Source organism: Acidobacteriota bacterium (assembly GCA_039030395.1).
Lineage (GTDB): Bacteria > Acidobacteriota > Thermoanaerobaculia > Multivoradales > JBCCEF01 > JBCCEF01.
This window is the reverse complement of record JBCCEF010000007.1, coordinates 118,137-133,335: the sequence shown is the minus strand read 5'-3', so window position 1 is coordinate 133,335 and position 15,199 is coordinate 118,137. Positions and strand designations below refer to the sequence as shown.

Annotated in this window: 9 protein-coding genes; 3 read left to right on the top strand and 6 right to left on the bottom strand. The window is 66.6% G+C overall.

Features of this window, described 5'->3' with window-relative positions:
- The first annotated feature begins 5 nt into the window (after window positions 1-5).
- A complete protein-coding gene (locus tag AAF481_09435) occupies window positions 6-1,247 on the top strand; it encodes an MFS transporter (GenBank protein MEM7481384.1) in 1,242 nt (413 codons plus the stop codon).
- Here AAF481_09435 and AAF481_09430 read toward each other — a convergent pair.
- Entirely contained in the window at window positions 1,147-3,780 is a 2,634-nt protein-coding gene (locus tag AAF481_09430; GenBank protein MEM7481383.1) for a pentapeptide repeat-containing protein, read from the bottom strand. The genes AAF481_09435 and AAF481_09430 overlap by 101 nt on opposite strands.
- 32 nt (window positions 3,781-3,812) lie before the next feature.
- Here AAF481_09430 and AAF481_09425 point away from each other — a divergent pair, with 32 nt between their 5' ends.
- Window positions 3,813-5,687: a hypothetical protein gene (locus AAF481_09425; protein MEM7481382.1), complete on the top strand. Its 1,875-nt coding sequence runs from the start codon at window positions 3,813-3,815 to the stop codon at window positions 5,685-5,687.
- On the opposite strand, the gene AAF481_09420 is transcribed toward AAF481_09425, so the two are convergent.
- The 5 genes from AAF481_09420 to AAF481_09400 all read right to left on the bottom strand — a co-directional run bounded on the left by AAF481_09420 (window position 5,671) and on the right by AAF481_09400 (window position 13,128).
- Window positions 5,671-7,044 carry a sigma-54 dependent transcriptional regulator gene (locus tag AAF481_09420; protein ID MEM7481381.1) on the bottom strand — a complete coding sequence of 458 codons (1,374 nt, stop codon included), beginning with the start codon at window positions 7,042-7,044 and terminating at the stop codon, window positions 5,671-5,673. The two genes, AAF481_09425 and AAF481_09420, sit on opposite strands and share 17 nt — an antisense overlap.
- A complete protein-coding gene (locus tag AAF481_09415; GenBank protein ID MEM7481380.1) occupies window positions 7,041-8,807 on the bottom strand; it encodes an ATP-binding protein in 1,767 nt (588 codons plus the stop codon). Before AAF481_09415 ends, AAF481_09420 begins: the two co-directional genes overlap by 4 nt.
- Window positions 8,808-8,873: 66 nt before the next feature.
- The gene (locus tag AAF481_09410) at window positions 8,874-10,079 is read right to left on the bottom strand and encodes a type II secretion system F family protein (protein ID MEM7481379.1); all 1,206 of its coding nucleotides are present in this window, start codon (window positions 10,077-10,079) and stop codon (window positions 8,874-8,876) included.
- 24 nt (window positions 10,080-10,103) lie between these two features.
- Entirely contained in the window at window positions 10,104-11,228 is a 1,125-nt protein-coding gene (locus AAF481_09405) for a type IV pilus twitching motility protein PilT (protein MEM7481378.1), read from the bottom strand.
- A 103-nt stretch (window positions 11,229-11,331) separates the two neighbouring features.
- The gene (locus AAF481_09400) at window positions 11,332-13,128 is read right to left on the bottom strand and encodes an ankyrin repeat domain-containing protein (protein MEM7481377.1); all 1,797 of its coding nucleotides are present in this window, start codon (window positions 13,126-13,128) and stop codon (window positions 11,332-11,334) included.
- Window positions 13,129-13,290: 162 nt separating this feature from the next.
- Between AAF481_09400 and AAF481_09395 the strand changes: the two genes are divergently transcribed.
- Window positions 13,291-15,168, top strand: coding sequence for an ABC transporter ATP-binding protein (locus AAF481_09395; GenBank protein ID MEM7481376.1), 1,878 nt, complete (start codon window positions 13,291-13,293; stop codon window positions 15,166-15,168).
- The last annotated feature ends 31 nt before the right edge of the window (window positions 15,169-15,199 follow it).

The following is a 15,199-nucleotide window of genomic DNA, read 5'->3' as shown; positions in this document are numbered from 1 at the left end:
AGATTGTGGGAGCCTCCACCTGGCGCCGGCACTCGATTCTGTGGGCTCTGTACTTCGTGCAGGGGTTGCCCTACGGCTTTCAGGTGACGGCGCTGCCGGTGTATTTGCGCGGCGAGGGAGTGTCCCTGGCGGAGATCGGCTGGGCAGCGGCGCTCAGTTTGCCCTGGATGCTCAAGTTCCTGTGGGCGCCGTGGGTGGATCGGCATCGGCGCGGGCCGTTGGGACCCCGGCGAAGCTGGATCCTGCCGCTCCAGGGTTTGCTCGCGGCGACCTGTTTCGTGGCGTCCTTCGTCATCCCGCAGGGGTCGTTGACGGCGGTCCTGGTGCTGGTTCTGGCAATGAACCTGGCGGCGGCGACCCTCGATATCGCGGTGGACGGCCTGGCGGTGGATTTCCTGCGGCCGGACGAGCTGGGCCTCGGCAATGTCGCCCAGGTGGTGGGGTTCAAATTCGGCATGCTGACCGGTGGCGGCGTCCTGCTGTGGGCGAGCGCCTGGATCGGTTGGAGCGGCCTGTTCCAGGCGATGGCCGGGCTGATGCTGCTGATCGCTGCGGTCACTCTCACCTTCCGTGAGCCGGCCGTTGCCGGCGACGCGGCGTTGTCTAGCCTGGGGAAAGTGCTCGGCGCGCTGCGCGGCTCCCTCGCCGGGCGGGGATTCGGCTGGCTCCTGCTGCTCGTCGTCACCTACAAGATGGGCGAATCGCTGGCCGACACGATGTTTCGGCCGTTTCTCGTCGACCACGGCTTCACCGCCCGGCAGATCGGCGCCTGGGTGGGCACCTGGGGGGTGGTGTTTTCGATCGCCGGCTCGGCCGCCGGTGGGCTGTTGGCCTGGGCTGTCTCGATCCGCCGGGCGGTGATCTGGACGGCGGTTCTGCGGGCGTTGCCGCTGGCGGGCCTGTGGTGGTTGTCCGTCTCGGAGGTGGATGCAGCGGGGGTGATCGCCGTCACCTGCGCCGAAAACTTCTTCGGCGGCGCTCTCACCGTCGCCCTCTTCGCGTACATGATGAGCCAAGTGGACCGGCGCATCGGCGCCACTCACTTCACTCTGCTGGCGGCCCTTGAGGTGTTCGGAAAAATCGGCGCCAGTACCGTTTCGGGGATGCTGGCGGAGGCCACCTCGTACAGCACCCTGTTCGGCATCGCTACGGTGCTGTCGGTGCTCTTCTGGGCGCTGTTGCCGACGCTGCGCCGGCCGAGGGCGGACGAATCCGAAGGCCTGGGGCCGCAACCCATAGAACCATGACCACCAGCGCGAGGCCGGCACCGGCAGCTCCGTGCACGAAGGACCGGGGCCGGTAGAGGAGTTGCAGCCGGTGCTGCCCGGTCGGCAGCCAGGCGGCGAGTAGGGGTCCATTGGCGAGAAAGGTGGGGTGCGCCTGGCCGTTGACCAGGAGCCGCCAGCCGCCGTCCTGGTAGAGGGAGCTGGCGATCAGCCGGGGCTCGGCCAGGGCGGCTTCGGCGGAGAGAGAGTCTTCTTCCGGCGGGTCGAGGGACAGACGGCTCGCAGCCGGGTGAGTCGTTCGCCAGGGGGTGGATGTGACGGCGGCTCGCAGCAGCGCCGTCTTTCTGGGATCCAGTTCGCCCATGCGATCCTCCCACCGACCCTCGCGATGAATCTCGACCCCTTCCGGCAAGAACAGGCGCTCCAGCGGCCGGGGTCGTTCCCACAGGCGGGCGGTGGCGTCTTCGTAGAGGAGGCGTGCGGACCCCGAGAGGTCGGACCCCGAGAGGTCGGACCCCGAGAGGTCGGACCCCGAGAGGTCGGACCCCGAGAGGTCGGACCCCGAGAGTATGGACCCTACCGCATTGGGTCCGGTGAGCCACCAGCGGATTCCCAGCAGGTCGAGCCGCGGGTCGTCGATCAGCGCCGGCCGGCCAGCGTCCGGCGGGCGGCCGAGGAAGTCCGTCAAGCCCGCATAGAGCGTCGGGGCCACCCGCCCGGGTCGAACGTCCGACAGCCCGTAGACCGAGGCAATACGCGGCAGCATCACCCCACGCGGCGCCGCCAGGCGGCCGTCGGGATGCTCGACGGTCGCCTGCTGCAGGGCGGCGAGAACCGGCGGCGTGGGGAAGTAGAGATCGCGGGGCATCGGCGCATTGGCCGGGACGTGCAGCCACAGCAGCTCCGCCCCGATCAACACCGCCAAACACGGTGCCCGCCAGCGCAGGGGAACAACTAGCAGGGCGATCAGCCCGGCGGCGAGGGTGCCGAGCTGGAGCCACGGAAGACCCGCCGGCGCCGCCAGGGCAATGGCCGTGGCGAAGACCGCTCCAAGGTACAGCAGGATCGGCCGGATCTGCTTCCTCTCGAGAGTTCCCAGCCGATCGACGGCGAAAGCCGCAAGGGCGGCGAGGCCAAGGGTGAGGAGCACCGCCACCCGCCGGTGCGAAACCGCCGACGGTCCGACGAGCGGCAGCGAGCCGAGCAGGTAGGACAGGCCCGGCGGATTCAGCAGGACAACCAAAGCCCCCAGGGTAATGGCTGCCGGGAAGGCGCGGCCGATCGTGAGGCGCTGTGCCTTCTTGTTTCTTGCGGCTCGAAGACTCGGCAGAATCAAAGCCAACAGGGCGAGGAGCAGGGTCACCGTACCGGCGAAGCCGGCGGCGTCCTCGTTGCGATGGATCGGGCCCGGATAGAGCGCCGTTCGATGCTCCGTGAAGGAGCTGGCGGCAATCAGCGGCGGAAGGCGCGCCGCCGTGCCGGCCCAGGCGGCGGCGCGCTTCTCCGGGTCGGCCATGGTCTCCAGAGCGAAAGGGTCGTTTCGCCGTTCGGAGCGGGCCCGTTCCATGGCCCGCTCGCTCTCGCTGCTCTGGCGACTCCACTCGCCCTGCGGCAGCAAGACGGGAGCGGCGAGGAGGAGCCCCAAGGCCAAGGCGCCGGCGGTGCGCAGCCAGAGCGCGGGGCGCTGCCGGGTGGGCTGCCGGGCGAGGCGGATGGCGACCAACCCCAAGGCCGCGAGGCCGCCCCACAGGGCGACCTCGCCGTCACCGGCGAGGGCCAGTCCCGCACCGGCGCCGATCAGCAGCAGAACATCTCGGCGGCGGTTCGCGCTCGCCGATACGGCGCGCTCGATGGCGTAGAACAGCACCGGAAGGAGGGCCGCGGCGCCGCTCCGCGGCCAGCCGAGCCACAGCAGCACGAACCCCCCGAGGCCGTAGGCCAGGGCGCCGACCGTCGCCGCACCGTTCGAGGCTCCGGCGCGGCGAATCCACAGCCAGCCGAAGACCAGCGCGATGAGCACCTTAAGAGCGGCGGCCGCACCGACGGCACGCTCCAAAGGCAACGCCAGCGTGGCGAGGCGGAAAGGTGAAAGGGTCGCCGCCTGGGGCGAAGCAAGCAGCGGCAGGCCGGCCCCGCCGTGGTCGTTCCACAGGGGCCAGCGGCCGTCGGCGAGATCGCTCCGCACCGCCGCGGCGAGGGGGGCGATCAGGGTGATCTGCTCCGTTTGCAGGTGGTTGCCGGGGGTCGGGGCCGCCGGCAGATTCTGGAACGGCACCGTCGAGCGCAGGTTGTCCACCGGCAGGAGGATCTTGCCGCCGAACAGCACTTGCCCGAAGAGCACCAGCACGAGGACGAGAAGGCCCGCTGCCACCCGTCGCGGCAAGCCGTCGTACCAGCGCTCCAGGACGCCGAAAAGAACCACCGCCCAGGCCGCGACGAGCAGTCCCGGAAGAAGATCGAAGATGGACATCGGGCGTAGTGTAGCGGTGCTATTCTGAGAATCGGAGTACACGCCGTGATCACCACCGACTTCGCCAGCTCCGTAGCCGCTCACTCGATCCCTTTCCACCGCCACCTGGAGCGTCCATGATCTCCGCCAAACCCTGTTTCCGATGGCTGGCGATGGGTCTGCTCGTCGCCCCTTGGGCCGGCGGAATTTCTCTGCCGGGAGCCGCCCAATCCCTCGATCTCGCCTGGGAGCTCGCTCCGCTCTACGGCGGCGATGTGCGCACCCTGGCGGTGGATCCGCGCGATCCCGAAACGCTCTTCGCCGGCACCTCGGCGGGTCACATCTACCGCTCGACGGACGGCGGCGAAAGCTGGGTCGAGCGTGGGCACAGCACGCCGCTGGCCGGTTGGGTGGTGGGAGATCTGATGTTCGATCCGAATCGCCCGGACCGCTTGTGGGCGGCCCTTTGGGGGGTGTGGGGAGGCGGCACGGTGGTCTACACGGAAGACGGGGGGCGCTCCTGGGTCGAGCGCCGGCAGGGTCTTCCCGGCGGCCAGGTCTACACCCTGGCCCTGCTCGCGGATCAGCCGGGTCGCCTCTACGCCGGCACCCGGCAGGGCGTCTTCGGGAGCGACGACGACGGAGAATCCTGGCGCCACCTGACCGCCGAATTGCCGCGCATCCAGAAGGTCACCAGCCTGATGGTGGATGCGCGGTATCCGGAGCGCATCACCGCCGGCACCTGGCGCCGGGCCTACCGCAGCGACGACCGCGGTACGACCTGGCGCGGAGTGTTCGAGGGCATGGCGTTGGACAGTGAGGTCTTCCGGCTGCAGCCGGTGCCCGGCAGCCCCGACGAAGTGTGGGCCTCAACCTGCGGCTGGGTCTACCGCAGCCTGGACGGCGGCGAGCGCTGGAAACGCTACAAAGAGGGTCTGGAGTGGCGCCGCACGCCGAGCTTTTCGCCGCTGCCCGGCGGCGCCCTGCTGGCCGGCACCGTCGGCGGCCTGTACCGCTCGGACGATGGTGGTGCGAGCTGGCATCGGGTGTCCATCGCCGGTCTGGTGATCCAGGACATCGTCTACCACCGGCAGCGGCCGCAGCGCATCTGGTTGGCCACCGAAGGCGCCGGCGTGTGGCGTTCAGACGACGGCGGCCGGTCCTTCGCGGCGACGGCCACTGGGCTGACCAACCTGCGCATCGGCGCTCTGGCCGCCACCGGCGAGCATCTGCTGGTGGCGGTGAACCACGCCGGTCCTTTCTCCGGGGTGTACCAAGTGGACAGCGCGGTCACCGTCGGCTCCACGGTGCATCGCGATCTGCCCCCGATCCTCGACCTGGCGGTCGCCGGACCCAACTTGCTGGCGGCCACCGAGGCGGGACTGTTCGAGCGCAGCGGCACCGCCTGGCGGCAGGTGACGGAAGTGGGGAAGGGTCGGGTGGAAGAACTGGCGACTTCCGCCGGGCGAGTCGCCGCGCGCACCCCCGGTGGGGTGTTCGAGCAGGTGGGCGCCGGGGGCTCCGGTCTCTTCGAGCGCCTCGCCCTACCGGCCCAGGGAGTGCGTTCCTTGACCTTCGCCGGGGCTGATCTGTGGATCAGCCATGGCGAAGGCTTGGTGCGTCGCACCGCCGGGGCCACGGAGCGCTACTCCGGCCCCTACGCCGGCGGACGCATCGCCAGCGCCGGCAGCCTGCTCTTTGCCGGCGATCAGGGGCTTTGGCGGCGACAGGATCTGTCGTCGCCCTGGGTGCTGCTGGAGAAGGCGGCCAGCAAGATATTCGCCACCGGCGGTGAACGCTTTTCCGCCTTGGCGGTAGGCGAGGAGGGGGCGTGGGTGTGGGATCGCGAGGCGACGGCGCTGCGCCCCGTGGAGTTGCCGGTGCGCGCGGCGGACATCACCGCCGCCCGGGTGTTCGAGGGGCGTCTTTTCTTGGGCACCGTAAGCCGTGGCCTGTGGTTGGCGCCGCTGGCGGGTGACGGATTGGCGGGCGAGCCTAGCCCTCGTCTTTGAGGCCGGCCTTCTTGGCGTAGTAGCGGAACGACCGAAAGCTCATCCCCAGCAGCTCGGCGGCCTGGGTCTGCACCCCGTCGGCGCGCTCCAAGGCCTGGCCCATGAGCTGGGCGCGGACGTGTTCCAGGTAGGCTTCCAGATCCATCCCCTCTTCCGGTAGCTGTACCGCGGTGGGGTTCGAACTGCGCATACTGAATACCGCATCGGGCAGGTCCTTCGAAGTGAGGGTCGGCCCGGTGGTGAGGGCGAGGGTGCGCTCCACCACGTTTTCGAGTTCCCGCACGTTGCCCGGCCAGTCGTAGCGCTCTAGCGCCTTCATCGCCTCGGCGGTGACTTTCTTCTCGTCGAGGCCCATATCCTCGGTGCATTTGCGGACGAAGTGGTCCACCAGCAGCGGAATGTCTTCCCGCCGTTGGCGCAGCGCCGGCAGCTCGATGGGAATGACATTGATGCGGTAGAAGAGGTCTTCCCGAAACTGCCCCTCGGCGATGCGCTCTTCGAGGTTTTGGTTGGTGGCGGCGATGATCCGCACGTCGATCGGCTCTTCGCGGTTCCCGCCCACCTTGCGCACCACCTTCTCCTGCAGCGCCCGCAGCAGGCGCACCTGCATGGTGGGGGTCATCTCGCCGATCTCGTCGAGGAAGAGGGTGCCGCCGCTCGCCTCCTGGAACAGTCCCTTCTTCTCCCGCACGGCGCCGGTGAAGGCGCCGCGTTCGTGGCCGAAGAGTTCGCTCTCCAGCAGATTTTCCGGCAAGGCGCCGCAGTTGATCGACAGGAACCGCTTATTCGAGCGCTGGCTGGCGAAGTGGAGGGCGCGGGCGATCAGTTCCTTGCCGGTACCGCTCTCGCCGCGGATCAACACCGTCGAGGAGGTGCGGGCCACCCGGTCGATGAGCGAAAAGATCGTTTGCATCTTCGGACTGCGGCCGATGATGTTCGAGAAAGTGTACTTCTGCTCCAGCTCCCGCCGCAGGTAGACGTTTTCGTCCACCAGCTCCGCCGTCGCCAGAGCCTTCTGCACCAGGACCTTCAGTTCCTCCACATCGAACGGCTTCGAGATGTAGTCGTAGGCGCCGAGCTTCATCGCCTCGATCGCCGATTTGGTGGAGGTGTAGGCGGTCATCATGATCACCGAGGTGCGCGGCTCGGATTCGCGCACCTCTTTGAGCAGGTCGAGGCCGTTGCCGTCGGGCATCATGATGTCGAACAAGCACAGGTCGTAGCCCCGGTGGAGGGTCTTCCGCGCCTCGCCGACGGAACCGGCGGTCTCCACCGTGAAACCCTGTTCCTCGAACAGCAAGGAGAGGAAGCTGACGACGCTCTCCTCGTCGTCCACGATCAGCAGGCGGTGGCTCATGAAAGATTCTCCAACAGGATGGGCTGGGTGCCGGTGCCCCCGAGGGGAAGTTCGACGGCGATCGATGTGCCCACGCCGGGTTCGCTATCCACCCGCAGATCGCCGCCGTGCTCTTCGACGATGCGGTAGACGATCGCCATGCCGATCCCCGAGCCGCTGTCGAAAAACGACTTGAAGGGGTGGAAGAGATTGGTGCGCTCTTCGTCCCCCATGCCGCGGCCGGTATCGATGAAGCGCAGGGTGTAGTGCTCCGGATCGAGGCTGCCGCTGACCCGCAGACGGCCCCCTTCGGGCATCGCCTTCAGCGCATTGCGGGCCAGGTTCCAGAAGATCTGGCTGATCAGGTCCGGGTCCGCCACGATCATCGCCGTCGGCGGCTGGAGATCCAGCTCCAGGCTGTGGCCGGCCAGCACCTCCGGGCTGTTGCGCAGCAGCTCGACATTCTCCTCGATCAGTTGGGCGATGTCGAAGTGCACGCTGGCCCGTTCCTTCGGCCGGGCGAAGCGCAGAAAGCCCTTGATCGTGCGGTCCAAACGCTGGCTCTCCTTGAGCAGGATGTCGAGCAACTTGCCCTCGGAGCTGCCTTCCTGGACCTTGTGGCTGAGCATCTGCACCGAGCCGGAGATCGCCGCCAGGGGATTGCCGACCTCGTGGGCCAGGCCCGCCGCCATTTCGCCGACGGCCGCCATGCGGTCCTTGAGGCGCACCCGGTCTTGGAGTTCCTGCCAGCGGGTGAGGTCCTGGAAGATCACGATATGGCCGCGCGGCACGCCCTCGGCGTCGGACAGGGGCGAGAGGGAAAATCCGATCAGGGCCTCTTCGCCGTCGCGCTCCAGGCGGGTTTCGATGCGCAGCTTGCGCTCCGCCTCAGCGCTGGCGAGGGCCTCTTGCCATTGCTCTTCGGTCACCAGGCCGACACTCTGGATAGGCTCGCGCAGCAGTTCCTCTTCGCCGCGGCCGAGGATCTCCTCGCCGGTGCGGTTGACGCTGGTGATCCGTCCTTCGAGATCCGTCGTGATCAGCCCGCTGTTGATCGACTGGATGACATCCCGGTGCACTACCTTCAGGTCCGCCAGATCTTCCAGCTTCTCTTCCAGCTCCAGTTCCGTGCGGGTGACTCGGCTGCGCAGGGCGAGGTAGCTGGTCAACAGAGCGACGGAGCCGAAGGCCACCAGATTGACCGTCAGGTTGTAGACCAGGCGGCTGGGAGAGGCCGTTTCGGTCACCGGGGTTACGGCCTGAAGCCAGCCGAAGTACAGCGACAGCAGGAGACTGGCGTAGAGCACGTAAGCGAAGACGGCGATGACAAAACGGTTCCGCCGACCGAGAAGAAACGAGGCGACGGCGATCACCAGCAGGTAAATGGTGGAGAAGGGGCTGTTGATGCCGCCGGTGTAGTAGACGATGGCGGTGACCAGCAGCAGGTCGCCGCACAACTGCAGGAAGGCTTGGGCCGGGTAGCGCCGGCCCAGCGACAGCAGCAACAGATAGAGCAGGCTCGCCAGGTAGGTGGCGCCGGCCAGGCCGAGCACCACCCGGGCGGTGAGGCCGGGGACGATCTGGGCGGAGCCGATCTGGACCGTCGAAGGCTCGAACCCCTCCGTTGGCAATGCGCCGCCGGGGGTGGGGACCTCGGGCACCGTTGCCGGGTCGATGGTGCCCTGGGGTACCAGGGTCAGCAGGCCGTAGGACACCAGTAGGCTGGTGACCACCACCAGCCGCAGGGCGATCAGCCAGCGGAGTTGCCGGGCGATGGGACTCATGACCGCGATGTCCTCACCGGGGGAAGAGGGGCGGGGGACTCCTACCCCCCGCCGGCTCTCGATGACCTACCCGATCTGCGACAGCACCGAGTAGAGCGGCAGGTACATGGCGGTGACGATGGTACCGATGACCACGCCGAGAATGGTGATCAGGAGCGGCTCGATCAGCTTCATCAAGCCGTTGACCGCCGTATCCACCTCTTCCTCGTAGAACTCGGAGATCTTGGCGAGCATCTGGTCGAGGGCGCCGGTCTGCTCACCGACGTTGATCATCTGCACCACCATCGGCGGGAACACGCCGGTTTCCGCCAGCGGTTCGCTCAGGGTCTTGCCTTCTTCCACCGCCTTGCGAACGGCCATGATGGCGTCTTCGATGATCGCGTTACCGGAGGTCTTGGCGGTGATCTCCAGGCCGTCCAGGATCGGCACGCCGGACGAGGTGAGGGTGGAGAGGGTCTGACAGAAGCGGGCCACGGCGATCTTCCGCAGCAGCATGCCGAAGATCGGCATCTTCAACATCAGCCCGTCGAGCACCCGTCTCCCGCGGTGGGTCTTGTGGTACCGATGCACCGCGAACCCGAGGGCGATCAACACCAAGAAGATCCAGATCGAGTAGCGGCCGAGGAAGTTGCTCGCCCCGATCACCACCTTGGTGACGAAGGGCATCTCGCCGCCGACACCGGCGAAGAGCTGCTCGAAGACCGGGATGACCTTCCACAGAATGATGTACACCACGAAGGCCGCGATCACGATGACGGCGATCGGGTAGAGCAGGGCGGAGCGCACCTGGTTGCGCAGCTTGACGATCTTCTCGATGTAGGTGGCCAGGCGCTGCAGGATGATGTCCAGAATACCGCCCGCCTCGCCGGCCGCCACCATGTTGACGAACAGGTCGTCGAAGGCCTTGGGGTGCTTGCGCATGGCGTCCGCCAGGGAAGCGCCGGACTCGACGTCCGAGCGCACCTTGTCGATGATCTCGGCGAAGGTCTTGTTCTCCTCCTGCTCGCCGAGGATCTCCAGGCACTGGACCAGCGGCAAGCCGGCGTCGAGCATCACCGAAAACTGCCGCGTGAACACCGCCAAGCGCTTGACGCTGATGCGCTGCGGCAGGCGCGGCAAGAGCGGAATGCGCCGCCCCTTCTCCCGAATATTGGTGATCTGAATCTGCTGGCGCCGGAGCGTCGCCACGGCGGCGTCGCGGCTGTCCGCCAACAGTACCCCTTCCTGGGCTCCACCGCTTCGGTTGCGTCCTTTCCAAACGAACTGGGGCATGGTCTAGCCTGCCTTTCTCACCGGTTAGCTCCTCGAAGCCTGGCGTCCCGGCGGCTGCATGTGCTGACTCAACGCCTGGGGACCGCGATTGATGATGTCCTGGAGTTCGTCCGGATAGGACGAGCGCGCCATCGCCGTGGGCAAACTGATCGTGCGGCGGAAGTAGAGCGACGCGAGGGACTGATTGAAGGTCTGCATGCCGAAGCGCGACTGCCCGGCCTGCATCATGCCGTAGATCTGGTGGATCTTGTCCTCGCGGATCAGGTTCCGGATGGCCGAATTCGGCACCAGAATCTCCATCGCCAGCGCTCGCCCCTGGCCGCCGGCCCGCGGCAGCAGCGACTGACACATGATCCCCTCCAGCACGAAGGAGAGCTGCACCCGGATCTGGCCCTGCTGGTGGGCCGGGAAGATATCGATGATCCGGTTGATGGTCTGGGCGGCGGAGTTGGTGTGGAGCGTCGCGAAGGTGAGGTGTCCCGTTTCGGCGATGCGCAGCGCCGCCTCCACCGTCTCATAGTCGCGCATCTCGCCGATCAGCACCACATCCGGATCCTGCCGCAGGGCCGAGCGCAGAGCATTCGAGAAACTGTGCGTGTCGGCGTTCAACTCGCGCTGGTTGACGATGCATTTCTTGTGCGAGTGCAGGTACTCCACCGGATCTTCGATGGTGACGATGTGCTCGCTGCGCTCGCGGTTCACCTTGTCGAGCATCGAAGCCAGGGTGGTGGTTTTGCCGGAGCCCGTCGGCCCGGTCACCAGCACCAAGCCGCGGGGCTTCTCACACAGCTTCTCCACCACCGTCGGCAACCCCAACTCGCGGAACGAGCGGATCTCGTAGGGAATCCGCCGGAAGGCCGCGGCGATCGCTCCCCGCTGGTGAAAAACGTTGGCCCGAAAGCGCGCCAAGCCCTTGATGCCAAAGGAGAAATCGATCTCCAAATCCTCCTCCAGACGGTGCTTTTGGTTGTCCGTCAGGATGGAGTAGGCCATCTGTTTGGTTTCGGTGGGGGACATCGGAGGCGCATTGAGCGCCTTCAACACGCCGTCAATACGAATCTGCGGCGCCGCATTGGTCGTCACATGGAGGTCCGAGCCCCCTTGTTCGACCATCGCCTTGAGCAGTTGGTTCAGCGTCGGTGCTGCCATGCAAAATCACCCCTCGGTGTCAACTACAGAGAAACGCAGCCTCGAATCCTACACCATCGAGGAGATAGATGAAAAGCGATAGATAGGATGGCTACGGGGGTTTTCAGAGGCGAGGTCGCGAATTCGAACCCGTGAAAGCCGCCGGCAAAGTGCGGGGAAACTGTAGGAATCTCCCGTCCGTCCACACAATGTCCCGGTGGACCTGAAAAGGTGCGAAGGAGCCCTTCTCCAGGTGCGGGGCGGGGTAGAGTTCGCCTTCGAACCGACCGTCGCTGCCGGGGCTGCGGATGACGAGAACCGGGCTCCGGCCGAGGGGGTGGCTTGCCATGCGAAAGTCGTAGTCGTAGCCCCAGCCATCGACCGCGGGTAGTTGCCCGAGATACAAGGGTACGAGCAGGGTATGAAGTTGGGATGCCGAAACGGGCGGCAGATCGCCGACGAAGACGCCGTTTCCGGCGCCTTCGTCCGAGGCAAAACGGACCGTTCCCCCGGGCAGCTCCAGGGAGGAAACCTGGTCGACGAACCAGCTCATCCAGGCCGCCCCGATCGCACGCATTTCGTCCAACGTTTGCCTCTGCGCCCTCAGGTCGGCGGGATCCGGTGGCGCGAGCGGCCCTTTGGTCAGCTCGTCCAGCGACGGAAGCGGCAGGTTGAGGTCGGCTCGTACCGAGTCGATCACCTCGGGCCAACGCGGAGCACAGGGCGCCGACAAGACCTCGATCCAGGCGTCGCGACCCATGCGAGCTCCGCCGCGGGCTAGCTCCGCGAAGGCCGTCACGTTGCATGCCTTGCCCGCCAAGCTGAGGGCCGAATTGCCGCGTGCATCCGCGGCATCGTGAGCTGCGCCTTGCGCCAGCAAGCGCCGGATCATTGCATTTTGAGCCTCGTCGCCGGTAGCCCGTTGGGTCCGTGGCAAACGCCAGGCGGCGAGTTCCATCAGCGGCGTTCGCCCCTGCGAGGTCGCCAGGTCGACCCTCGCACCGGCATCGAGCAGTCGGTGAGCGAGGTCGAAGTGGCGCAGGGAGATCGCAGCGAGCAGGGGGGTCGACCCATCCTTGGCGCGCGCGTCGAGGTCGGCACCCAGCCGCAGGAGAGCTTCGAGCTGCGGTTCGTTTCCCGACTTGGCGGCGGAGTAGAGGGCGGTTTCCCCGAAGGATCGGTCGGCGGCCTCGAGATCGGCGCCGTGGAAAGCCAGCAACTCGATTTCCGGGACCGTCTCAGCGAGATGAATCAGCGTCCTACCGCTGGCCTGGGAGAGTTGATTCGGCTCGCCACCGAAGTCGAGCAGAAGGCGCATCCAATGGAGTCGGTCCGGCGACTCGGTCTCCAGCTTGCGCAGCAACAACGGACTCGCTTCGCCGTCCTTGAGCCTCGCACCGTGTTCCCACAATAGATCGAACCAGTCGCGTCGGCCCTTGGCGATCACCTCGCTGACCAGGCTCCTCCGCCGATTCGGTCCTGCTCCGACGGACGATCTCGGCGGCGCGGAAACCTCGGCGCCGGCCTCGAGCAGGTTCCGGGCGATGTCCAAGGCGTCCGCGCGCCAGGATTCCTCCAGGGCCGAGCGCTGTCTCGGCCCGCGGCGGCTGGGATCTGCGCCCCGGGACAAGAGGAAGGCGACCATCTCGCTGTGGCCGCCCTGAATGGCCGCGAACAGCGCCGACCGCGATCCCGCGAGATCGCTCTCAATCGGAACCCCCTGGTCGAGCCATGACCGAACCGCCGGGAGATCGCCTTGTTCGGCTGCGGCCACCAGTTTGCCGACGCGCTCGGTCGTCTCTAGATCCTCGGCGGGTCCTTCCTCGGCGTACTCGTGAAACGCCGTTCGCAGATTCTCTTGGCTCCCCGGATTCTTGATCTCGTCACCGGTGGTTCCGCCGGCGATGAGAACCGTCGCCACGGCGACTCCAAGGGATCGGCCCCATCCGAGAGGGCCGGTTTTGCGGCTGAATCTTCCGAGGATCATGGCAACTATTTTAGTGGAGTCCCGGGGGTGGGCTTGCGGCGCGGACTCCATCAGCCGGTGGAATGCAAGCGGAGGTGGCGGTGTATTCTCGGCGTCGTGAACAACCACCACGAAGAAGAAGTTCTCGGCAAGGCCTATGACGGTCGCCTCATGCGGCGCCTCCTCGGCTACGTGCGGCCCTACCGCGGCATGGCCGCCGGCGCCGTGGCGCTGATCATCCTGTCGTCTTTCTTGCAGTTGGTGGGTCCCCTCGCCACCGCCGTCGCCATTGACCTCTACATCCGGCCGCCCGACCCAAATGGAGAACAAGCCGCCGAACAGTCAAGCGCCGCCCTCTGGGCCGGCGAGCAATTGGCCGCCGTCGGCATCGTGCTCACGCCGGCCGAGGGCATCACCGTGATGGCGGCGATTTTCTTCGTTTCCCTGGTGCTTTCCTTCGGGGTGCTGTACCTGCAGGGGCGGGTGATGTTGATGATGGGCCAGTACGTCATGCGGGATCTGCGCAACCAGATCTTCCGGCGCCTGCAGGAGTTGCCCGTCTCCTACTTCGACAAGAACCCCATCGGCCGGCTGGTCACCCGGGTCACCACCGACATCGATGCCCTCAACGAACTCTTCACCTCCGGCCTGGTGTCCATCTTCGGCGACGTCTTCCTCCTGGCCGGCATCGTCAGCGTCCTCTTCTGGCTCAACTGGAAGCTGGCGCTGGTCACCTTCTGCATCCTGCCCCTGCTCCTGCTGTTGACCCTATGGTTCCGCATCCGGGCGCGGCAGAGCTACCGCGAAGTGCGGGTCAAGATCGCCCGCATCAACTCCTTCCTACAGGAGCACGTCACCGGCATGTCGGTGCTCCAGTTGTTCAACCGCGAAAAGCGCGCCTACGACGAATTCACCGAGATCAACGAAGAGAACCGCGTCGCCAACGTCCAGGCGATCTTCTACTACGCCGTCTACTACCCGATGGTGGAGTTGATCACCGCCGTCGGGATCGGACTGATCATCGGCTATGGCGGCAACCGGGTGGTGGCCGGCGCTCTCTCCCTGGGCGCCCTCGTCGCCTTCGTGCAGTACGCTCAGCGCTTCTACCAGCCGCTCTCCGACCTGTCCGAGAAATACAACATCCTGCAGGCCGCGATGGCGAGTTCCGAGCGGGTCTTCGCTCTGCTCGACCGGCCGGTGGAGATCGCTTCCCCGGAGAATCCCTGGCGCAACGACCAAGCGCCGTCCGGCGAGGGCGCCTCCATCCGCTTCGAGGAGGTCTCCTTTTCCTACCTGCCGGGCGAGCCGGTGCTCAAGAACGTCTCCTTCGAAGTGGCCGCCGGTGAAACGGTGGCGGTGGTGGGCCACACCGGCGCCGGCAAATCCACCCTCACCAATTTGCTGCTGCGCTTCTACGACGTGGACTCCGGCAGCGTCTCCGTCGACGGGGTGGACGTCAAGGGTTGGGACCTGGCGGCGCTCCGCCGTTCCACGGCGATGGTGTTGCAGGACGTCTTCCTCTTCTCCGGCACCTTGGGCGCCAACATCCGCCTCGGCTCCGCCGAGATCGACGACGCGCAACTTCGCCGCGCCGCCGAAGAAGTCCACGCCCTGCCCTTCATCGAGGCCAGCGACGAAGGCTTCGCAACCCAGGTCCGTGAGCGCGGCGCCGGCCTCTCCGTGGGCCAGAAACAACTCATCGCCTTTGCCCGCGCCCTCGCCTTCGACCCGCGCATTCTGATCCTCGACGAAGCCACCTCCTCGATCGACACGGAAACCGAGCAGCTGATCCAAAAGGCCCTCCAGCGCCTCCTCATCGGCCGCACTAGCCTGGTCATCGCCCACCGCCTCTCCACCATCCAGCGGGCGGACCGCATCCTCGTCCTCCACAAGGGCTGCCTCAGAGAACAGGGTACCCACCAAGAGCTTCTGGCGCTCCGGGGTATTTACTACCGGCTGTACCAGTTGCAGTACAAGGAGCAGGAAGTGGCCTGAGGAAGGGCGGGTTCAGCACGCAGAGTCGGCA